Source organism: Brenneria populi (genome assembly GCF_036016195.1).
Lineage (GTDB): Bacteria > Pseudomonadota > Gammaproteobacteria > Enterobacterales > Enterobacteriaceae > Brenneria > Brenneria populi.
This window is the reverse complement of record NZ_JAYWTM010000007.1, coordinates 14,673-34,484: the sequence shown is the minus strand read 5'-3', so window position 1 is coordinate 34,484 and position 19,812 is coordinate 14,673. Positions and strand designations below refer to the sequence as shown.

The following is a 19,812-nucleotide window of genomic DNA, read 5'->3' as shown; positions in this document are numbered from 1 at the left end:
AAGGAAATTTGATTATGACATCGCTAATGCGCGTCCAGGCCATTAACTGGAACAAGATCGAAGACGATAAGGATCTGGAGGTCTGGAACCGGCTGACCTCCAACTTCTGGCTGCCGGAAAAGGTGCCGTTGTCCAACGATATCCCCTCCTGGGGAACCTTAAACGCCCAGGAGCGACAGCTAACCATCCGGGTATTTACCGGATTGACGCTGCTGGACACCATTCAAAACACGCTGGGCGCGCCGACGCTGATGCCCGACGCGGTCACCCCCCACGAGGAGGCGGTGCTCTCCAACATCAGCTTTATGGAAGCGGTGCACGCGCGCTCCTACAGCTCCATCTTTTCCACGCTGTGCCTGACCAGCGAAGTGGACGACGCTTACCGCTGGAGCGAGGAAAACCCGGCATTGCAGAAAAAAGCGACCATCATTCTGGGCCACTATCGCAGCGACGACCCCTTGATGAAAAAAGTCGCCAGCGTGTTTCTGGAATCCTTCCTATTTTATTCCGGATTTTACCTGCCCATGTACTGGTCAAGCCGGGCCAAGCTGACCAACACCGCCGATTTGATACGGCTGATAATCCGCGATGAGGCCGTACACGGCTACTACATCGGCTATAAGTTCCAGCAGGGATTGGCGAAAGCCGACGACGCCCGCCGGCAGCAGGTGAAAAGCTTCGCCTACGATCTGCTGCAAGACCTGTATGACAACGAAGTGCTCTACACCCAGGAGCTATACGACGGGGTGGGCTGGACGGAGGATGTGAAGAAATTCCTCCACTATAACGCCAACAAAGCGTTGATGAATCTGGGTTATGAGGCGCTATTCCCCGCCGGCATGACGGACGTCAACCCGGCGATCCTCTCCGCGCTTTCCCCCAACGCCGATGAGAACCACGACTTCTTCTCCGGCTCCGGCTCATCGTACGTGATCGGCAAAGCGGTCAATACCGAAGATGAAGACTGGGATTTTTAGCCTGAACGATGGCGGCGACGCCCTGAGCCAGTCGTGACTCAGGGCGCATCAGGAGCGCCGCGCGCCCGCTTCAATCGGGCGCATCCACCACCGGAACAAAACGCGTCGCATTGAACACCTCCAGACGCGCCTCATTGCGTTGAAAAGAGAGGATCGTCAGGCTCGCAGGGCCGACCGGAATAACGCGCGCCGGCGCAAGTCCGAGCGCGCCGTCAAGCGCGGCGCGGATCACGCCGCCATGGCAAACCATAAGCACCGTCTCTTCCGGCGCCGCGCGCGCGCGCGCGATGGCGCATCCGACGCGGGCGCGGAAGTCGGCCCAAATCTCGCCGTTTTCCGGGGCGAAGGCGCCGGCCCGCCACCCGGCGTAGGCCGCCGACGCCTCGGCCATCAGCGTGGCGATCGCGGCGCCGGTCCAACTTCCGACGTTCTGCTCGCGCAACAGAGACTCCGGCCGCGCATCGGGATAGCCCAGCAGCCTCGCCGTATTGAGCGCGCGTCGCAGATCGGACGTCAGCACCAGTCCTGGCTTATAGGCTTCGATCATCGGCCTGAGCGCGCGCGCCTGCGCTTCGCCGCGCGGGGAGAGCGCGATATCGGCCTGGCCTTGGAGACGGCGGACCGCGTTCCACTCACTTTCTCCGTGCCGTACCAGAAGAATCCGTTTCATAACATGCGTTTTCCTGTTGCGTCGAAAATGGCCGCCGGCTTTGCGGGAAGACGGAACCGCATCACGCGGCCCGGCCTGCCGACGCTATCAGCAATAGCCGTCATGCGGGTATCGTTCACGATGCCCGTCACCAGAAAACGGCCGGCTATCGGCACCACCTCAGCCAGCGTGGCCTCAAAGGTACGGAGAGCGTCGCTATCGACAAGTTCGATCTGCTCCGCCCGAACCATGGCGTGGCCGGTAAAATCACGCAGGGCCGGGTCGGTGACCGCGCCGAACCATTTTCCGGCGGAGATAGGGATGAGGTTGGCGGCCGGCGTGCCGACGAATCCTGCCACGAAGGCCGATGCCGGGGCGGCAAGCAGATTTTCCGGCGCGTCGAACTGTTCGATGCGGCCGTTATTCATCACCGCCACATGGGTCGCCATGGTCATAGCCTCGATCTGATCGTGGGTGACGTAAACGGCGGTCGCTCCGGTTGCCGCATGCATTCTGAGAAGTTCGAAGCGCATCTCTACGCGCAGGGTGGCGTCAAGATTAGAGAGCGGCTCATCAAACAGCATGACTTGGGGACGCGGCGCAATCATGCGCGCCAGCGCGACGCGCTGCTGCTGGCCGCCGGATATCTCGCCGGGATAGCGTTCGGCAAGGCTGGAGATATCCAGCTTTCGCATCGCCTCCGCAACGCGGAGACGGCGCTCTGCGGCGGCGTGGCCGGCGACCTTCAGCGGCCATTCGATATTGCCGGCGACGGTCATATGCGGCCAAAGCGCATAGGATTGAAAAACCAGCCCGGCGTTACGGCGGGCCGGCGGCAGCGAGAACCCCGAAGCGCCATCCGCGACAAGGGTGTCGCCAAAACGAATCTCGCCGGCGCTCGGCCGCTCAAGACCGGCCAACATGCGCAACAGGGTGCTCTTGCCGCAACCTGACGGACCGAGCAGCACAAGAAAGGCCCCTTGCGGTACCGAAAAACTGACCTCGGAGACGGCGTTGACGCCGGAGAAGAATTTAGTGACCTGGTTCAGCGAAATCATAGGCGTTGGCCTCACTCGATATTCCGGCCGCGGCGACCGCGCAGAAGCGTGGCGGCACCGGTGGCCAGTATGGAAAGAAACAGAATGATAAGGGTGACGGCATTGGCAAACTGGTGGAAGCCGTCCGAGGCGTAACTGTAGGACAAGGCCGCCAGCAGCGGAGATGCCGGCGTCGAGAGTAGAATGGTGATAGCCAGATCGCCGATGACATTCACAAAAGCAATAAGCAAACCGGCGACAAGGCCGCGGGCGGCAAGCGGCAAGGTAATAGCGCCGAGCCGGCGGAAAAAACCGGCCCCGGTCATCCGGGCCGCCTCGTCGATATCTCCGGAAATTTGCGCCACCGTGGCCCGGCCGCCCTGTACCGCGAACGGCAACATGGCGGCCGTCAGGGCGAGGCCAAGCAGCAGTTTAGTGCCGTAGAGCGCCGGCAGCGGGCCGATCGGCGCGCCATACAGCGCGATGTACGCGGCGGCAAAAGCAATGCCCGGCAATAACATCGGCAGAAAGCTGAGCTGTGAAACGATATTGCTCAGAAAAGGCGCTTTTTGACGCGTCAGAGCGACGGCGATCAGTATGCCGAGAATATTGGCCGCCAGCGCGACGGACGCCCCGAGGATCAGCGTCGTGGCCAGCGCCGACAGCAGTTGCGGGTTATGAAAAACGCCGGGCTGGCCGCGGGCGAAGGCCGGATCCGCCTCGCCAATCCAGTAATGCAGCGTCCAGCCGGAGAATAGCGCGCTCGACGATGGCGCCAGGCTGGCGGCGAGCAGCAGCAGGATCGGCAGGATGGTGGTGAGAATGCAGATAGTCCAGGCGATTAGCGCCAGCGGCAGTCTGGAGCCCGCGAGCGCGAAGCGGCGCGTCTTTGCGCCTTTGCCGCCAATCGTCGCAAAGCTGCGGCGTCCGGCGAGGATGCGGTTTCCCACCCCAAGGAAAACGGCGGAAATGGCGATAAGCAAAATAGCCAGCACATAGCCGCGTCCGGTCTGGCCGATCTCGACCATTCCGAACAGGCGGGTCGATAGCGTTTGCATGCGGACGGGCAGGCCAAGCAATGCGGGAGCGGCGAAATTGGAAACCGCGCCGGCGAAGACCAGCGAACCGCCAGCGACGATCGACGGCGTGACGACCGGCAAAACGATGCCGAAAAAGATGCGCCGGCGCGACGCGCCGGTGATTTGCGCCGCTTCGAGCAAATCGCCGTTGACCGTCGCCAGCGCCGCGGCGATCACGGCAAAGGCGAGCGCGTAATAATGCGCGATCAAGACGACGATCGTCGGCGTTATCCCCCAGGAAAGCCAGTCCGCGACGCCGATGCCCACCCCCTCCAGCAGTCCGCCGCCGCCGCCCACGCGACCGTTGCGAAATACGCTTCCCCAGGCAAGGGCCGTCGCAAAGCTGGGGATCATAAAGGGCAGCGTGGCCATAAAGGCGATGGCTTTACGCCCGGGAATATCGGTCATCACCACCAGCCAGGCGAGGAATCCGCCGAGCAACACACAACCGCCGGCGACGGCGAAGCCGATAATCATCGTATTCAGCGCCGGACGCCAGAAAAGATTCCGCGACAAACGGCCGGTAAGAACATCGCGCCAGGCGTCGGAAGCCGGATACAGCGTTTGCAACAGTATGGTGGCAAGCGGGGCGGCGACCATAACGGCGAGGATCAGGGCCATGATCAGGGTCAGCCCGTGTCTGGGCAGAAGGGGGATGCGGCGGCGAAGCGGAAATATCATGTAAAACTCCGAAAAGACGGACGGAAAGCCGGCCCGTTTCGTTCCATGCTGTTTAAGCGACCGCCCGCGGCCAAAACGCGTCGATACCCTAACTCATTCACGTTACGCCTACGCGTTTTTGAACAGCGTTTGCGCCGTCTCCTAACCGAGCGAGCGCCATGGATGGCGCGAGTAACAAAGACAACGCATATGCGACTTGCAGTATGGCGGGTATATGCCTCGGGAAGCGCGGACCAATTACTGAAGGGCCAGAATAAAATCGGCGACTTCGGCGCGGATTTTAGCCGTCTGCTCCGGGGCCATCTGCCAACCGTTAAACTCGGCGAGCGGAACCGCGTCGGGATGAGCCTTAATATCGGTACGGGTAGGCCAGTCGCCGGCGACATAAAAGGGCTTGAAGCCTTCCCCGCCGGTTTCGCCGCTATCGCCCATCATAAAATCGATCGCGAGACGCGCCGCGGCCGGATGGGCGGTTTTCGGGTTGAGCGCCAGGAAAGCCGGGAAAACGATGCCGTTCGCTGGCGCCACATCGTTGGCGACCTGTAGCGCCCATCCCTCATCTTGATTATCGCGGCGGTCGGAATAGCTGGTGAAACCGATCGGCGGCCGCCGTTGGCCCTTGGCGCCGATCGCCTTGTTGACGTCATCGGTGGAACTGACCAGCACGGGATCGTTGGCGAACAGATCGGCAATAAACTGCTGACCGGCGTTTTCCACCTTCTCGTCGAGCTCGATCGACTCGCCGAAAGCCGCTTCATAAGCCACGGCCATTTCATCGGATCTCAAAACGATCTCGGTCATCAGGTCGAGATAGTCGCCGCGCTGCAGCGGATCGACCATAATGACGCGCCCCTTCCACTCCGGTCTGGTGAGCTCCCAGAGGTTTTTCACCGGCGAGCCGTTCGGGTAAGACTCTTCGTTGTACATCAAAACTTTCGTGGACAGACGCTGAGCGAGCAATGGCGTTTTGAACCGCTCGGGCACCACGCCGGCAATACGCGGCGGGATATAAGGCGCGACCAGGCTCCGGCTGGCGAGTTCGGTCAGCACGACCGGCGCATCGGAAACGTAGATAACATCGGCACCGGGCAGACCGGCGAGCGATTCGCTCTTGATGCGGGCGATCTGCTCCGTCGAGGACATATCGAAGGCGATCATGTCGATGCCGGGATATGCGGCTTCGAAGGCTTTTTCGACACGCCCGATCCGGCTGGTGAAGGCATAGACCGTCACCTTGCCCTCCTGTTTCGCCTGCGGAAGCAGTTCGGCGGCGGTCTGCGTATCAAGATCCCGGGCGAATACGCCGGCGGTCATCAACAACGCGGCGGCGGTAATAAGAATGCGGCGCATAGGTGGCTCCTCTGGTGGTTTTGCGCCAATTGTAGAGCCAACTTGCTACATATTTATTACATGCAATTTATCTTGCAGAATATTACTCAAACGCCGCAATCAACGCGCCCAGACGATCGAGCTGGTCAAGCGCTTTATCGCCCCGCCTGGCGGACAGCGCAAGAATAGTTGCATTGCAGATCGCCATCGGCACGGTCAGCGTTTGGAAACTGTTCTCCATTCCGGCGCGCGGCGCCGACAGGAGCACATCCGGGCTCGGCGTCAGCGATGGGCCGACGGTGCCGGAAATCACCACGGTCGCCGCCCCCGCGGTCGCGGCGACCTCCATTAAACGGGCATAATCCGGCGGCTGCCGCCGAAAGGCGAAAAGCAGCATGGCGTCGCCGGATGAAAGCGTCAGCAGCTGTTCGGCAAGGTCGCGACGGCTCCCCGCCAGCCGCTGCGTACCCACGCCGATGCGACGCAGACGGCGCTCCATCAGCACCGCCAGCGCTTCGGCATTGCCATGTCCGTAGATGAACACCCGCTGGCGATCGAGCTTTTCAGCGGCATCGACAATGCCGCTGTCGCCGACGTGATCGGCCATCGCCGTCAGCGCGGCGATTTCATTCGCCACCAAAAGCGGAAGAAACCCCTGGGTGCGGGCGTCGTTCAACGTTGCGGAAATACGTTCCGCGGGGTCCGCCGTGCACAGGAACTCGCGCCGCAATGCGTCGCGAAACGCCATATAAGAGGAGAAGCCTAGCTTGCGGGCAAGACGCGACGTGGTTGCTTCGTGAACGCCGAGGCGCGCGGCGAACTCGCCGGAGGTGCCGATAGCCACTTCGCGCGGCGCTTTCAGCAGTTCGGCGATCAAACGCTGTTCCGTGGCGGTAAGGCTGTCCGCCACGGCCTGAACACGCGCCACCAACGCTTTTTGAACATCACCTTTCGCCATAAAATTGCCGTACCTAATATGTTGATCCCATTTTTAACGAAGACCATAAATAAAATTTATGCGGCGCGCAACGCACGCCGCCTGGGTGAATCGCCGCCCGGCGCCATAGCAGGCCTTGCCGCAATGATAAAACCACCGCAGCTCCGCCGCGTAGTATCCCGCCGGAGTATGCATCCCCCTGCTCCGTTGCCGAAAACGGCGGCGACGCATCAGTTATCGACCGCGCTCAATCATGGGAGATAAGCGAATCCTCTTCCTGAGAAAATTGCGATATGTACTCGGCCAGGCGAATATGGCATCCGGCTAATAGCGTAAAAACGAAGACGGTCATACACCGCAAGATAGCCCGTTTAATATCAAAACGTCCTCTCCGGTATCCAACAATAATCCTCCCCCGATGGGCAACGTCAGGCGAGTTATTATAAAAAGACTTGTCTGTAGACCATAATCCATTGCTCGCCATGCGTAAATCCGGATACCGCCATGATCGAAGAGAGTTCTCCCTTCTGCGTGACATGGCACGGTTTCATCTGCATTGAGAGGTAATAGGGAAGAACTTTTCCCGCCACGCGGCGCTCAACGCGCGGAGCGCCCTATGGGCAGCCCTGGGGCAAAGGGCAAAATGGCAAGTAAAATAGTCCTATGGGATAGACTCTTAACATCCCGTATAGGAACGGGACAGATTTCACATAGCGAAGGTTTTCATTTCTATCGTTATGTGGTTGACAAAATTTCTTCTTGATCGTACCGTACCGTTTAGTTCGATTTATACGTTAACCCGACATAAGAAGGATGAAATTATGGATTATTGTAGTTTCGTTCAGGAATTAATCGTTTGGATCGAAGATAACCTATATCAGTCATTAACATTAGACGCCGTCGCGGAAAAGTCTGGATATTCCAAGTGGCATTTACAACGGATCTTCCATACGGTTACGGGGGAAAAGATAGGGATCTATATTCGTAACAAAAGGCTTGAGATGGCGGCCATAGAGTTAGCCGGAAATAATCAAAAAATTTCCGATATATCCTCACTATACGGATTCAGCTCTCAGCACTCTTTTTCAAGAGCCTTTAAAAATAAATTCAAGTGTTCGCCGACAGAGTTCAGAAAAATCAAAAACCGACTAACAACCAATAAAATTAGATACTTAAAAAATTCGGGTTTAGAACCGCTAGACTCAATTTAATAAAAAATTAATACGATGGCAAGGGGCGGAGTCTCTAAAATACGAACCTAACAACGTCTATCCGGCGGCCAATTATGCCGACACTCGCCATGCTACTGACTAGCAATACATAATCCCGCTCCGTTGGCGCGGATGGTTTTGCCAATAAAACCCAGGGCGTTCTGTAGGCAACACAGTATAATTCCCCCGCAATATATCTATTTTGTCGATTATATCATCAACCGGTTTGACGATATAATCGTCTGGGTATCGAAAATGACGATAGCGTGGCCCAGGGATCAATTATCAGTGCTGATAATTATCATTCCTACTCGCGGGTTTGGTTTGTGTTATCCGCCCCTATCGCCTTAGCGCCAAATCAATGCGGTACTGAACCACAGAGCCTCGCCTTTTCGCCATACCAGATAATAAACAGTTTTTGCCTGAACTGTGACAAACAGGTATTCTACAAATTTACCCAAACATTTTTATTGAGGTTGGCATGATTATCAAACCACGCATCCGTGGCTTTATCTGTGTTACTTCCCACCCGGCAGGTTGCAAGGCGAATGTCGAAAAACAAATTAATTACGTCACTCATCACGGAAAAATTCCCAATGGCCCGAAAAAAGTGCTGGTGATTGGCGCATCCACCGGTTATGGCCTCGCCGCGCGTATTTCCGCGGCTTTCGGCTGCGATGCCGCCACCTTAGGCGTATTTTATGAGCGTGAAGGCGATGAGGCTAAACCGGCAACGGCAGGTTGGTACAACACGGCCGCTTTTGAAGAGTTTGCCGAAGCGAAAGGTTTATATGCAAAAAGCATTAACGGAGACGCTTATTCCAACGAAGTAAAACAAAAGACCATTGAGATAATAAAACAGGATTTTGGTCAGATTGACCTTGTCGTTTATAGCCTGGCGGCTCCGCGCCGAACGCATCCCCAAACAGGCGAAGTATTCAGTTCAACCCTGAAACCCGTGGGCAAGCCGATAAACATTCGCGGATTAAACACGGATAAAGAGACTATTAATGAATACACCCTGGAACCGGCGTCGCAAGAAGAGATCGACGGCACTGTGGCGGTAATGGGGGGCGAAGACTGGCAGATGTGGATTGATGCCCTAAGCAAGGCCGGCGTACTGGCAAACGGCGCCAAAACAACGGCCTTTACCTACCTGGGCGAGAAGATCACCCATGATATATATTGGAACGGCTCCATCGGCGAGGCGAAAAAAGATCTGGATAAACGCGTTCTGACTCTGCGCGACCAGCTGTCTGCAAACGGCGGCGACGCCCGGGTTTCCGTACTGAAAGCGGTGGTTACCCAGGCTAGCTCCGCTATTCCGATGATGCCATTATATCTTTCGCTGCTATTTAAGGTGATGAAAGAAAAGGGAACACACGAAGGTTGCATCGAGCAGGTTTACGGCCTCTTCAAAGATAGCCTGTATGGAACGCATCCTATTCTTGACGGTGAAGGACGCTTGCGCGCGGATTACAAAGAGTTAGATGCGAAAACGCAGGATGCGGTTGTCAGATTGTGGCCGACGGTGACAAACGAAAATCTTAATCAAATTACCGATTTCGCGGGATACAAAAGCGAATTTATGCAGCTGTTTGGATTCGGGCTGGATAATGTGGATTATGAAGCCGATGTTAACCCGAATATTAAAATCAAAAATCTGATACAGATGTAATAATTTGATCGCGGTTAATTTAATTTATTAATGGGATTGGGAAAACCCAGTCCCATCATTCACCAACACCCATTGTTATTTATTTAGCCTGGCGACTATATAAATATAGTCATCACCCCTCACATGAATGATTTTATATGAATTCGCCCCCTCCTTTTCTGCCAAGAGAGCAATTTCTGATTCAGCTTCATCAAGCGTCGCCCCCGTAGCCGATACCGACTTAGCATAAACATTACTGGAAAGTAACATTACAATGGCCGCACAGATCTTTATTAACCGCATACAACACCTCCTCATGTTTGACTTAACGCGAAAAATCGAACTAAACGGTACAGTACGATCCAAGGAATAGCCTTGTCAATCCTATAAAGATAAAAAAGTTGATGAAGGACGCATTTATATCGTAAAAATCACATTAATTATTTATGGCAAAGGTATCTTTGTCGAAATGTGTTATTTTAACCTTTCGAGCTTTTATATCAATTCGTGCTAAAATATAGACGCGACGCCGCTAACTGGCGTCGAAAAATAAAAAAACCGCCACAATCACGGTAGCCATCGTTATAAAAATAAAATCACTTACTGACGATTATCCATTATCTGTTATTTTATAATAATCCTCCCGCGGGTATTTATCAGACCGTTGACCGACTTATCGCCCCTTATCGAATGGCGATAATGGAATAGAAGAGTAAAGCGTCCGCGCCAAACATTGCGATTTATAGGGGCGTCCATATATGTACGTGCAGCGTCTCTAAGAGACATTCATTATCGCCGCTTACCGGATTTTTTCTGTAAGCTCATATTTATGTTTACCATATCAACATGGTCTAATGTCGCTTGAATCAAACCGAACGGTTCATTATGATCGGAATATAACCTTGTCAACTGGATAAGGATTGAAATGAGATCTTCTACTATGCAAAATTTGCATACTTATGGCGCAACGGATTCGTTAAACAATACCCGTCCACTGAGCCCCAAGGCGCTGACCGTTCTTAAAGCAGCCAGCAAGATATTCCTAACCCACGGCTTCAGCGCAGCGACTACTGATATGATTCAGTCTGAAGCCAATGTATCAAAATCAACGGTATACACATATTACAAAAATAAAGAATCGCTGTTCATCGCAGTCGTTGAAACGGAGTGTGCGCTCTTTGCCCGGCGGATTCGCAGTATTCAATTCCAACGACTCGGATTACGGGAAGGATTGATGGCCATTGCCAACGCCTATCTTGATATTATTCTGGCAGAATCAGGGTTATCGCTATTTAGGGTTGTTATCGCAGAAGCGCCTCGATTTCCCGAGTTGGCATCCCGCTTTTATCAGGCAGGCCCGGCGACGGTTGATCAAATCGTATCGGAGAAGCTGCAAGATACGATCGCTTCAGGAGATATAGAATTGATTGGCGTGACTCCAGATGCCGCCGCGAATCTATTCATGCATCTGGTTAGAAGCGAGCCTCAGCTTTATTCCCTGACTCACCCTGATGCCATTTTTTCACCTAAGCAACGTAAAATATGGGTCTCGGCAATGGTTGATAAATTTATCAATGGCTGGGTGCGCACAAACGTCTCATAACATAACCAGCAAAAGTTGCGTAGCATTCTCATACCCTAGAGTTTCAGGACAGAAACGCCGACGCGTTATGGCGCAGCGCTTGCGCTGTGCCCAACGGGGCGAGTAATAAAACCGACGCACATGCGACTTGAAGTATGGCGGGTAAAATAGCGGCGTCTAATATTGCCGCGGCGTCATTGATTTTTTCCCGGGGCAAATGCCGCAAGAAAGACCTTCACAGCGCGGTCAACCCACTGTTCCAACTGCGCGACCGAAGGCCGTGATTCAGGGTGGGTTAACGCCTCCAATTGCCCTTCCCCCCTCACCATACTAATAAATAAGGCCGCCGCGCCTTCAACGCCGGTACTCTGCACATCAATTTCGCCGGACTTTAACGCTTCATTCAGCCGATCAATGACCAGTCCGGTGACGATCTTGGGACCCGCCTGATAAAACAGGCGTCCCAACTCGGCAAAGCGCGGAGCCTCCGCAACTGCGACTCGATACAACGCCAGACCGGAGGGAGATAATACGATATTAAGATAGGACATCCCTATTTCAGTCAGCATCCCGGCAATATTTCCGGGAGCGGTATCGATAGCTTTGATTGTTGAGGCCATTGCCGAGCATTCCCTTTCAACAACGGCGGCGAACATGGCTTCTTTGTTAGAAAAACAGGCATACATCGTTGATTTCGATACGCGCGCCTTACGCTGGATCATATCGGTTGTGGCCGCGCTGAAACCGTGGGTGAGAAAGACGGAAGTGGCGGCATCCAGTACCTGAAGCGCCTTTTTGTTATCGACTGAACTGATATCAGGCATAAAAAACTCTCGGTATAGAAATTTCCCCCGACTGTACCAGACAGTTCTTTTTGCGACAATTCATCGCATCACACTTTCCAAAAAGTGCCGAAAAATACGATTAAATTTGACAATTCCGGCCTGACACCCATAAAGTACCGATCGGTACTAAAAATGTAAATCCAGGTAGATATACACCTGATACCTCCTGCCAAAGGAAGTCTATGAATCGAGTTATTCGTTCTTTGACTCTGCCAGCCGCGGTTACGTTGCTGGCGTTGTCGATCGGTGGATGCGTCACATCCCCTGACCGGAAAAATCCGCGGCTGCCCTCCCTTGAAGCAGCAACCCGGGCGCGGGCCTATGCGGTCAAAACCCAGCCGGGTCTAACAGACCGCGCGTTTCCGTCAGAATGGTGGACGCTGTTCGGCGATAGCACACTGACTGAACTGGAAAGGGCGGCTTCCTCGGCCAACTTGGATCTGCTGGCGGCCGTGGCGCGCATTGATGAAAGCCGCGCTCAATTAGGGCTGGCCGACGCCGCGCGTCGGCCGCGACTCTCTGCCGACATCGGATACGCGCGTTCAGCCATCAGCGAACACTCGCCCAACGCGCTGCTCGGCGCCCCGACAGAGCCTTCCAGCACCTGGACGCTGGGACTTCAGGCCGGATGGGAGCTGGATCTCTGGGGTCACCTGCGCCACCAAAGCGAAGCGGCCAGCGCGCGACTATGGGCTACCGCTTATGGTATGGAGGGAGTGAGGGTTTCCGTCGCAGGTGATGTCGCCCGTACCTATCTGTTACTACGGGGAACGCAGGCGCAAATCCGGATCGTCGACGATAACCGTCAGATCGCCCTGAATCTGGCGCGCCTCACCGAGAGCCGTCGGCGCAACGGGGTAGCGACCCGTTATGATGCCGCGGCCGCCCGTGCCGACGTAGCGGGTATTGAGGCGCGGCTGGCTCAGCTTGGCCAGCAGCGCGACGCCCTGATGAACGCCCTGGCGCTGTTGTTGGGCAAACCGCCGCGTGAACTCAATACCACGCTGGGCAACGCTGCGATGCCCCCCATGCCCGCCCGGTTGCCCGTGGGCGTTCCTTCAGAACTGGCGCGCCACCGTCCGGATATTCTGCAGGCGGATGCGCGCCTGCGCGCCGCCGTCGCCGACATCGGCGCCGCCGAGGCCGATTTCTACCCGCGCATCAGCCTGACCGGGAATATCGGCGTTCAGGCGTTCGAGTTTTCCGATCTGGGGAGTTGGAGATCCCGCGACTTTTCCGTCGGCCCGACGCTGTATCTCCCCATCTTTCAGGGCGGCCGCCTCAGGAGCAATCTTGAACTGAGCGAAGCCCGGCACCGCCTGGCCGGGATCGCCTACCAGCAGACCGTGCTGCGTGCCTGGCATGAAGTGGATGATGCCCTGAACGCCTACGCCGCCGAGCTTAAACGGCGCCAGCAATTGCAGTTGGCCGTAGACCAGAACAGGACCGCGCTGGAGGTGGCGAATCGCGGCTACCAGCAGGGCACGGCCGATTTCACCTCGGTTCTGGTGGCGCGGCGTACGCTGCTCGCCAGCCAGTCCGAGCTGACCGACTGCATCACCGCCGCCGCACTCTCGGTGGTCTCACTCTACCGCGCCCTGGGCGGCGGCTGGTCGCCCGCGCTACGCGCCGCCGCCACGGCGGGGACGGCATCATGAGCGCGGAACGCGCGGCGTCGGCCGCCCCGGTATTCGGCTTCCGGCTGGCCATGGGGTTGCTTGGCATTATGCTGGCGGCGATGGTTTCCGGTCTTAACAACCGCGTGCCCGGACTGGCGCTCGCCGATATCCAGGGCGCGCTGGGCTTCTCCCACGACGACGCCTCCTGGCTCAGCACCGCCTACGCGGCGGGCGAACTGGCGGCGATGCCCTTCGCCACCTGGTTCGCCATCACCTTTTCGCTGCGCCGCTTTCACCTGTCGATGCTGGCGGCGGCGCTGTTGATGTCGCTCATCATGCCGTTCGCGCGTAATCTCGATCTGCTGCTGGCGCTGCGCGCCTTACAGGGGATGTTTTCCGGAGCCTTAATCCCATGCCTGATGATGGCCGCGCTCCGTTTTCTGCCCTTGTCGATTCGGCTGCACGGGCTGGCGCTGTATGCGCTGACGTCCACCTTCTCCCCCAACGTAGCCCTCTGGCTGGCAACATTCTGTATGGACACGCTGGCCGACTGGCGATGGGTTTACTGGCATGCGATCCCCATCGGACTGCTGGCAGGCGCACTGGTCGCCTGGGGAGTGCCGAAGATGCCCGCGGCGTTGCCGCGCCTGAAGGAGGCCGACTGGTTTGGCATGGCGTTGGGGATCCCCGGTCTGGCGCTGCTGGTCGTAGGCGTGGACCAGGGCGTGCGCCTCGACTGGTTCAACTCCCCGACGATCGTAGCCGAGCTGCTGGTCGGGGTGGTGCTGACACTCCTGTTCCTGGCGAGCGAATGGCTGCACCCGGCGCCGTTCGTTAAGCTGCAGATTCTGGGGCGGCGCAACCTGGGACTCGGCTTCACGATCTTTACGTTTTTGCTGGTCATCTCCGCCACCGCCGTCACCCTGCCGACCAACATCCTGGCGCAGTTGCAGGGCTTTCGTCTGGAACAGAGCGCGGCCATCGGCCTGTTCGTGGGCGTGCCTCAACTGGCCCTCGGCTCCTGCGTCTCGCTGCTGCTTTACCAGCGCCGGGTCGATGCCCGCCATATCTTCGCACTGGGTCTCGCCCTGCTGGCGTCAGCCTGCTGGCTGGGCAGCGGCATTACCGGCGAATGGATGGCGTCTGAGTTTACCGGGGCTGAAATCCTCTACATCTTCGGCCTGCCGATGACGATTATTCCTCTGCTGTTTCTGGCCACCAGCGTGGTTCAGCCGACGGAAGGTCCTTACGTGTCCGGCATTGTCAATATTTTCCGGGCCGTCAGCGCGGTATGCGGCGGGGCCATTATCGGCCAGATCACGGCGGTGCGCAGCCGGTTCCACAGCGATATGCTGCTCGATCAGGCCGGTCATCTGACGGCCCGGTTGCCGCCTGACAACCCGGGCTGGGCATCGCTGGCCGGAGACGTCTCCCGCCAGGCGGGCGTGCTCGCAACCGCAGATGTCTACCGCGTGTTCGGGGCGCTGGCGCTGCTGCTCATCCCCGTGGTGCTGAAGTTGAATTATGTTCCGGCTCCGGTCGTCACTGGCCCGCCGGCCACGCCGGCGGCGGATCGTAACGCAATCTGATTTTTTTATTACTGAGACGGGTATTCATGGCAAAGAATCTGACTTTTCGTATTTCTGCAGGCGTCATTGTTCTCGCCGCGCTCGCCGGGGCGTTCTTCATCCTTAATCGCCCGGAAGCCGGCGCCTCGCGACAGAGTACCGACGACGCCTATGTTCAGGCCGATTTCACCGTGGTGGCGCCGCAGGTGGCGGGGGTTATCAGTCAGCTGGCCGTTGAGGAGAACCAGCCCGTGCGCGCAGGGGATCCGCTGGTAAACCTCGACGATCGCGATCTGCGTATCGCCGTCGACGCCGCTCGCGCCACGGTCGCAAGCCTGCAGGCCCAACGGGATCGGCAGCAAAGCGCCATCGCCCAGGCGCGCGCTGCGGTGAACGCATCAGTGGCCAATCTGAAGCTGGCCGACGCCAATCGGAGCCGTTTCACCAACCTTGCGCGCGACGGCTCCGGCACGCTTCAGGCCAAACAACAGGCCGAAGCGCAATGGGGCATTCAGCATGCGGCGCTTGAGCGCGACCAGGCGGGACTGCGCGCCGCCGAACAGCAGGTCGCCATCCTGCAGGCTGAACTGGAGAGAACCCGCGCCGCGCTCGCCGATGCCGAACTGAAACTGTCTTACGCCCATATCGCCGCGCCGGTCGGCGGCGTGGTCGCTCAACGGGCCGCCCGGGTGGGCGGCTACGTTCATATCGGCGAGCCGCTGCTGACGCTGGTGCCGCTGGACGCAGTCTACGTGGAAGCCCATTTTCGCGAGACCCAGATTGCGCATGTACGGGTCGGCCAGCCGGTGGAAATCACGGTCGATGCGTTGCCAGACATCCGGTTGAGAGGCCGGGTCGAAAGCCTCGGCCCGGCCAGCGGCATAAGTTTTTCGACGGTGCCGCCCCATAACGCCACCGGCAACTTCACCAAAATCGTACAACGTCTGCCGGTACGCATCGCTTTGGCGCCGGGCCAGAAAGACGCCCGGCGACTCCGCGTGGGCATGTCGGCGCGCCCGACGATCGCTGTGACGGCTCCCGCTAACGCCGCCCCCCAGGCGGGGGCCGGGAACTGAAACGTCCGTCCGCGCTATTGACGCGCCCTTCCGCCGCCGGCGCCCGTTCGCCTGGCGGCGTATTTCCCGAGTTAATCATGGCGCGGCGTCGCGCCTACCTCAGGCGCCCCCCCAGACGGTCACGCAGGAATTCAATAAAGCGCTGCGTTTTTGCCGGCAACAGGCGGGTCTCCGTTATCGCGTAAACGGACACCGGGGTACCTTGCCACGCAGGCATCAGGCGCCGCAGCTTTCCGCTGGCCACATCATCCGCGACGATCTCTTCCGGCATCAGAATAACGCCAAGATCCCGCGTTGCCAGGCATCGGATCATACCGACATTATTGAGTGCGAAGCGGCTACTCACCGGCACCGCGATCGTTTGCCCGCCGCGGTGCAGCGTCCACCCCTTCCCTTTTGTAATACTTATGCACTCATGCCGTTCCAGATCCGCAGGTTCCACTGGTTCACCCGCGCGCGCCAGATAGCCGGCCGAGGCATAAAGATAGGGCGTTAACGATGCCAGAGGACGTGCAATCAGCTGCGAATTCTCTGACTCGCCCATACGGATCGCCACATCAAAAGGTTCGCTGACCAAATCAACCCGACGCGGCGTCAGATCGAAATCGAAACTGATCCCGGGATACAACTCCGCGAACTCAACGAGCAGAGGAGCCAGGTAGGTAAGGGCAAAATCCACCGGCAACGAGACACGCAAAAGACCATCAGGCTGCGCGAGCAGCTCGCCAAGCTGTTCGTGCGCCAAACGGGCCTCATCGACGATACGCTTGCATCGCTCAAAATAAATTTGCCCCGCCTCGGTCAGCTCAATTTTCCGCGTCGTGCGGTGCAACAACCGCAGACCGATGCTCTTTTCGAGCATGCTGATGCGTCGGGACAGCGTGGAGTTTGGAATGCCGATCGCGGCGGCGGCGCCCCTGAATCCTCTGGCCTTCACGACCTCCACAAATAGCGCCATATCCTTAAGGTAATCATTCATACCGATGTTCTCTGCCGGTTCCGTTCCCGTAACGCGGCTAAGGCCGTTTCATGGCGCCCAGGCACAGGTTCAACCGCTCCAAAAATGGAACAATGATATCCATAACGCACTGTTTATTCCAATAAAAATAAAAGCAATACTCTGTTCTCAACCGCAGCTTGGCTGGCGTAACGATGCTGGCCAGAGGAATACGCAGTATATTCCCCACCCTCTCACTTCTAGGGAGCCCATCATGTACCAACTGTTCGAAACCATTACCCTCGGCGGCATCGCGCTTTCCAGCCGTTTTGTCATGGCGCCGATGACCCGCTCACGCGCCCAGGATGACGGCACGCCGGGCGCGCTCGCCGCCGAGTATTATTCGCAGCGCGCCGGCGTCGGCCTGATCGTCAGCGAAGGCGCCCAGCCTTCCGACGACGGGCAGGGCTACCTCACCACGCCGGGCATCTACGCCGACGCCCACGTTGCAGGTTGGAGCAAAGTCACGAAAGCCGTGCACGCCAAAGGCGGCCATATTTATATCCAGCTCATGCACGCGGGGCGCATGTCGCATCCCGACAACAAGCCGAATCATCGTCAGGGCGTCGCGCCGTCCGCCATCGCGCCGGGTACCGGCATGTTTACGGCCACGGGCATGCAGGATATCCCGACGCCGCGCGCGCTGACCGCTGAGGAAGTGCGCCAGACGGTCAGTGATTTCGCCTATGCGGCACAGCGGGCGATCGAAGCCGGCGCAGACGGCGTCGAGATCCACGGCGCAAACGCCTATCTTATCCAGCAGTTTTTCGCCCCAAGCGCCAATATCCGTACGGACGAATATGGCGGCGCGATCGAGAACCGCGCCCGCTTCGCCATTGAGGTGGCGACGGCCATTTGCGACAAGATCGGCGCCGACAAGACAGCCATTCGTTTATCGCCCGGCACGACGATGTGGGGAATCGACGAAGGTCCGGAAGGTCCCGATCTCTATCATTATCTGGTCGGCGAACTCGACAAACTGAACCTCGCCTATCTCCATATCATGCACCAGGGCAATGAAGCGTTGCTGGAGAACATTCGCCGACTGTACGCCGGTACGCTGATCGTCAACCGTCCTGGCCGCCCGCGCGACCAGATCGGCAGCGATGTCGCATCGGGTCTCGCCGACATGGAAGCCTACGGTCAGATGGTGCTTGCGAACCCCGACGTCATCGCTCGGCTCAAGGCTAACGCCCCGCTCAACGAGGCCGATCGCGAAACATTTTTCGGCGGCGGAGCCAAGGGCTATACCGACTATCCGACGCTTTAGGGAAAACGGCCCTCCCCGTCAGTACCCGCGCGAAGGCGCATCCATGAAAGTCCCCTATTCGGGGACGACATGTTCAGCGCCAACGCGTTCGCCCGATAAAATACAGGAGTGCATATTCCATGTTGAAACAGACCGACCTCACGCATCACATCGCCGTCGTGAACGGCCTTCGCCTGCATTATGTCGCGGCAGGCGAAGGCGAACCGCTCGTCCTACTCCATGGCTGGCCGCAGAGCTGGCGCGAATGGCGCCATCTGCTTCCTGAACTGGCGCAACACTATACTGTGATCGCCCCCGATATGCGGGGCTTCGGCGATTCCGACAAGCCGAGCAGTGGCTATGACAAACGCACCGTAGCCGGGGATATTCGCGCGCTGGCGCATCAGCTCGGCTTCAGCGTCATCAATCTCGTCGGCCACGACATCGGCATGATGGTCGCCTACGAATACGCCGCATCCTACCCCGCCGAAGTTAGGCGACTTGCCGTCCTCGAAGCGGGACTGCCCGGCCTCGGCCTGGAGAAACTGCACGACACGGCGCAATTTCCTCATCTTTGGCACTTCGGCTTTTTCCGCGCGCCGGGGGTCGCGGAAGCGCTCATCGCCGGGCGCGAGAAGAAGTTTCTCGCTCACTTCATCAGGCAGCAAGCTTACGACACCTATGCCGTCACCGACGAGGAGCTCGATGAATATGCGGATCGTATAAGCGCGCCGGGCGCGCTGCGGGCCGGCTTCGAGCATTATCGCGCCTTCGCCATCGACGCCGTCAACAACCAGGAAAACGCGCGTCGGAAATTACGCATGCCCGTACTGGCCATCGGCGGCAATTCCAGCATGGGAGAGAATGTCGGCCGACTCATGCAACCGCTCGCCGACAATGTGCAAACCGCGGCCATTGAGCGTTGCGGCCATTGGATACCCGAAGAACAACCCCGGCGATTGCTCGACCTTTTGCTTGAATTTTTCCCCAAAGCTTCCAACGCGGCATGAGGGGAAGGTACGGGGCAACAGCTTGCCCCTTTACCGCCCTCGGCGCGGTACGGGTTCGCGCCGCGCCCGCACGATGCTGACCTTCGAGGGCGCGGCTTGCCATTCCGGCAGCACGCGCACCAGCCGCGAGTCGGCCAGTTATCCCATGCCAATGGCCAAGTCCAGGTCGCCGCTATAGAGATCCTGCCCCGATCGGACAGGCGCAGGTCGAAGCAGACTCGGGGATGCAGGCGGCAGAAATCGTGGATCGCCGGGGCCACGAACTTACGGCCAAAGCGAGTCGGCGCCGTTAGGCGAACGGTGCCGCTC

General features: G+C 57.9%; 17 protein-coding genes. 9 read left to right on the top strand and 8 right to left on the bottom strand.

Features of this window, described 5'->3' with window-relative positions:
• Positions 1–14 precede the first annotated feature (14 nt).
• Entirely contained in the window at positions 15–977 is a 963-nt protein-coding gene (gene nrdF, locus VSX58_RS10050; RefSeq protein ID WP_327617941.1) for a class 1b ribonucleoside-diphosphate reductase subunit beta, read from the top strand.
• Between the two features lie 70 nt (positions 978–1,047).
• On the opposite strand, the gene VSX58_RS10045 is transcribed toward nrdF, so the two are convergent.
• The 5 genes from VSX58_RS10045 to VSX58_RS10025 all read right to left on the bottom strand — a co-directional run bounded on the left by VSX58_RS10045 (position 1,048) and on the right by VSX58_RS10025 (position 6,710).
• A complete protein-coding gene (locus tag VSX58_RS10045; RefSeq protein ID WP_327617940.1) occupies positions 1,048–1,647 on the bottom strand; it encodes a histidine phosphatase family protein in 600 nt (199 codons plus the stop codon).
• A complete protein-coding gene (locus tag VSX58_RS10040; RefSeq protein WP_327617938.1) occupies positions 1,644–2,684 on the bottom strand; it encodes an ABC transporter ATP-binding protein in 1,041 nt (346 codons plus the stop codon). The genes VSX58_RS10045 and VSX58_RS10040 overlap by 4 nt, the downstream gene beginning before the upstream one ends.
• Before the next feature lie 11 nt (positions 2,685–2,695).
• Positions 2,696–4,423 carry an ABC transporter permease gene (locus VSX58_RS10035; protein WP_327617937.1) on the bottom strand — a complete coding sequence of 576 codons (1,728 nt, stop codon included), beginning with the start codon at positions 4,421–4,423 and terminating at the stop codon, positions 2,696–2,698.
• Positions 4,424–4,660: 237 nt separating this feature from the next.
• Positions 4,661–5,773, bottom strand: coding sequence for an ABC transporter substrate-binding protein (locus VSX58_RS10030; RefSeq protein WP_327617936.1), 1,113 nt, complete (start codon positions 5,771–5,773; stop codon positions 4,661–4,663).
• A gap of 82 nt (positions 5,774–5,855) precedes the next feature.
• Positions 5,856–6,710, bottom strand: coding sequence for a MurR/RpiR family transcriptional regulator (locus VSX58_RS10025; protein WP_327617935.1), 855 nt, complete (start codon positions 6,708–6,710; stop codon positions 5,856–5,858).
• 716 nt (positions 6,711–7,426) lie between these two features.
• Here VSX58_RS10025 and VSX58_RS10020 point away from each other — a divergent pair.
• Together VSX58_RS10020 and fabV are read left to right on the top strand one after the other, a co-directional pair.
• Positions 7,427–7,900 carry a helix-turn-helix domain-containing protein gene (locus VSX58_RS10020; protein WP_327617934.1) on the top strand — a complete coding sequence of 158 codons (474 nt, stop codon included), beginning with the start codon at positions 7,427–7,429 and terminating at the stop codon, positions 7,898–7,900.
• Between the two features lie 481 nt (positions 7,901–8,381).
• Positions 8,382–9,578 (top strand): enoyl-ACP reductase FabV, encoded by a 1,197-nt coding sequence (fabV, locus tag VSX58_RS10015; protein WP_327617933.1) that lies wholly within the window; start codon positions 8,382–8,384, stop codon positions 9,576–9,578.
• A 75-nt stretch (positions 9,579–9,653) separates the two neighbouring features.
• Here fabV and VSX58_RS10010 read toward each other — a convergent pair whose 3' ends face one another.
• The gene (locus tag VSX58_RS10010) at positions 9,654–9,860 is read right to left on the bottom strand and encodes a YdgH/BhsA/McbA family protein (RefSeq protein WP_327617932.1); all 207 of its coding nucleotides are present in this window, start codon (positions 9,858–9,860) and stop codon (positions 9,654–9,656) included.
• Between the two features lie 637 nt (positions 9,861–10,497).
• On the opposite strand from VSX58_RS10010, the gene VSX58_RS10005 reads away from it, so the two are divergent.
• Entirely contained in the window at positions 10,498–11,160 is a 663-nt protein-coding gene (locus VSX58_RS10005; RefSeq protein ID WP_327617931.1) for a TetR/AcrR family transcriptional regulator, read from the top strand.
• A 173-nt stretch (positions 11,161–11,333) separates the two neighbouring features.
• Here VSX58_RS10005 and VSX58_RS10000 read toward each other — a convergent pair whose 3' ends face one another.
• Positions 11,334–11,963: a TetR/AcrR family transcriptional regulator gene (locus VSX58_RS10000; RefSeq protein WP_327617930.1), complete on the bottom strand. Its 630-nt coding sequence runs from the start codon at positions 11,961–11,963 to the stop codon at positions 11,334–11,336.
• A gap of 203 nt (positions 11,964–12,166) precedes the next feature.
• Between VSX58_RS10000 and VSX58_RS09995 the strand changes: the two genes are divergently transcribed.
• Genes VSX58_RS09995 through VSX58_RS09985 form a run of 3 tightly spaced genes read left to right on the top strand, consistent with a single transcriptional unit; the run spans position 12,167 to position 16,247 of the window.
• On the top strand, positions 12,167–13,642 hold the full coding sequence (locus VSX58_RS09995) for an efflux transporter outer membrane subunit (RefSeq protein WP_327617929.1): 1,476 nt from the start codon (positions 12,167–12,169) through the stop codon (positions 13,640–13,642).
• Positions 13,639–15,192 (top strand): MFS transporter, encoded by a 1,554-nt coding sequence (locus VSX58_RS09990; RefSeq protein WP_327617927.1) that lies wholly within the window; start codon positions 13,639–13,641, stop codon positions 15,190–15,192. The genes VSX58_RS09995 and VSX58_RS09990 overlap by 4 nt, the downstream gene beginning before the upstream one ends.
• A gap of 26 nt (positions 15,193–15,218) precedes the next feature.
• Positions 15,219–16,247, top strand: coding sequence for an HlyD family secretion protein (locus tag VSX58_RS09985; RefSeq protein WP_327617926.1), 1,029 nt, complete (start codon positions 15,219–15,221; stop codon positions 16,245–16,247).
• A 94-nt stretch (positions 16,248–16,341) separates the two neighbouring features.
• Here the strand turns inward: VSX58_RS09985 and VSX58_RS09980 are convergent, their stop codons facing one another.
• A complete protein-coding gene (locus tag VSX58_RS09980; protein WP_327617925.1) occupies positions 16,342–17,226 on the bottom strand; it encodes a LysR family transcriptional regulator in 885 nt (294 codons plus the stop codon).
• 232 nt (positions 17,227–17,458) lie between these two features.
• Between VSX58_RS09980 and VSX58_RS09975 the strand changes: the two genes are divergently transcribed.
• Together VSX58_RS09975 and VSX58_RS09970 are read left to right on the top strand one after the other, a co-directional pair.
• Positions 17,459–18,514 (top strand): alkene reductase, encoded by a 1,056-nt coding sequence (locus VSX58_RS09975; protein ID WP_327617923.1) that lies wholly within the window; start codon positions 17,459–17,461, stop codon positions 18,512–18,514.
• Between the two features lie 119 nt (positions 18,515–18,633).
• Positions 18,634–19,503 (top strand): alpha/beta fold hydrolase, encoded by an 870-nt coding sequence (locus tag VSX58_RS09970; protein WP_327617922.1) that lies wholly within the window; start codon positions 18,634–18,636, stop codon positions 19,501–19,503.
• Positions 19,504–19,812 lie beyond the last annotated feature (309 nt).

Bases quoted from the DNA above. Each gene is read 5' to 3' on its own strand.
- VSX58_RS09990 (WP_327617927.1), top strand. From the start codon at position 13,639: ATGAGCGCGGAACGCGCGGCGTCGGCCGCCCCGGTATTCGGCTTCCGG.
- VSX58_RS09985 (WP_327617926.1), top strand. From the start codon at position 15,219: ATGGCAAAGAATCTGACTTTTCGTATTTCTGCAGGCGTCATTGTTCTC.
- VSX58_RS10035 (WP_327617937.1), bottom strand. From the start codon at position 4,423: ATGATATTTCCGCTTCGCCGCCGCATCCCCCTTCTGCCCAGACACGGG.
- VSX58_RS10045 (WP_327617940.1), bottom strand. From the start codon at position 1,647: ATGAAACGGATTCTTCTGGTACGGCACGGAGAAAGTGAGTGGAACGCG.
- VSX58_RS10000 (WP_327617930.1), bottom strand. From the start codon at position 11,963: ATGCCTGATATCAGTTCAGTCGATAACAAAAAGGCGCTTCAGGTACTG.
- VSX58_RS09975 (WP_327617923.1), top strand. From the start codon at position 17,459: ATGTACCAACTGTTCGAAACCATTACCCTCGGCGGCATCGCGCTTTCC.
- VSX58_RS09970 (WP_327617922.1), top strand. From the start codon at position 18,634: ATGTTGAAACAGACCGACCTCACGCATCACATCGCCGTCGTGAACGGC.
- VSX58_RS10030 (WP_327617936.1), bottom strand. From the start codon at position 5,773: ATGCGCCGCATTCTTATTACCGCCGCCGCGTTGTTGATGACCGCCGGC.
- VSX58_RS09980 (WP_327617925.1), bottom strand. From the start codon at position 17,226: ATGAATGATTACCTTAAGGATATGGCGCTATTTGTGGAGGTCGTGAAG.
- VSX58_RS10010 (WP_327617932.1), bottom strand. From the start codon at position 9,860: ATGCGGTTAATAAAGATCTGTGCGGCCATTGTAATGTTACTTTCCAGT.
- fabV (WP_327617933.1), top strand. From the start codon at position 8,382: ATGATTATCAAACCACGCATCCGTGGCTTTATCTGTGTTACTTCCCAC.
- VSX58_RS10005 (WP_327617931.1), top strand. From the start codon at position 10,498: ATGCAAAATTTGCATACTTATGGCGCAACGGATTCGTTAAACAATACC.
- VSX58_RS10025 (WP_327617935.1), bottom strand. From the start codon at position 6,710: ATGGCGAAAGGTGATGTTCAAAAAGCGTTGGTGGCGCGTGTTCAGGCC.
- VSX58_RS10020 (WP_327617934.1), top strand. From the start codon at position 7,427: ATGTGGTTGACAAAATTTCTTCTTGATCGTACCGTACCGTTTAGTTCG.
- nrdF (WP_327617941.1), top strand. From the start codon at position 15: ATGACATCGCTAATGCGCGTCCAGGCCATTAACTGGAACAAGATCGAA.
- VSX58_RS09995 (WP_327617929.1), top strand. From the start codon at position 12,167: ATGAATCGAGTTATTCGTTCTTTGACTCTGCCAGCCGCGGTTACGTTG.
- VSX58_RS10040 (WP_327617938.1), bottom strand. From the start codon at position 2,684: ATGATTTCGCTGAACCAGGTCACTAAATTCTTCTCCGGCGTCAACGCC.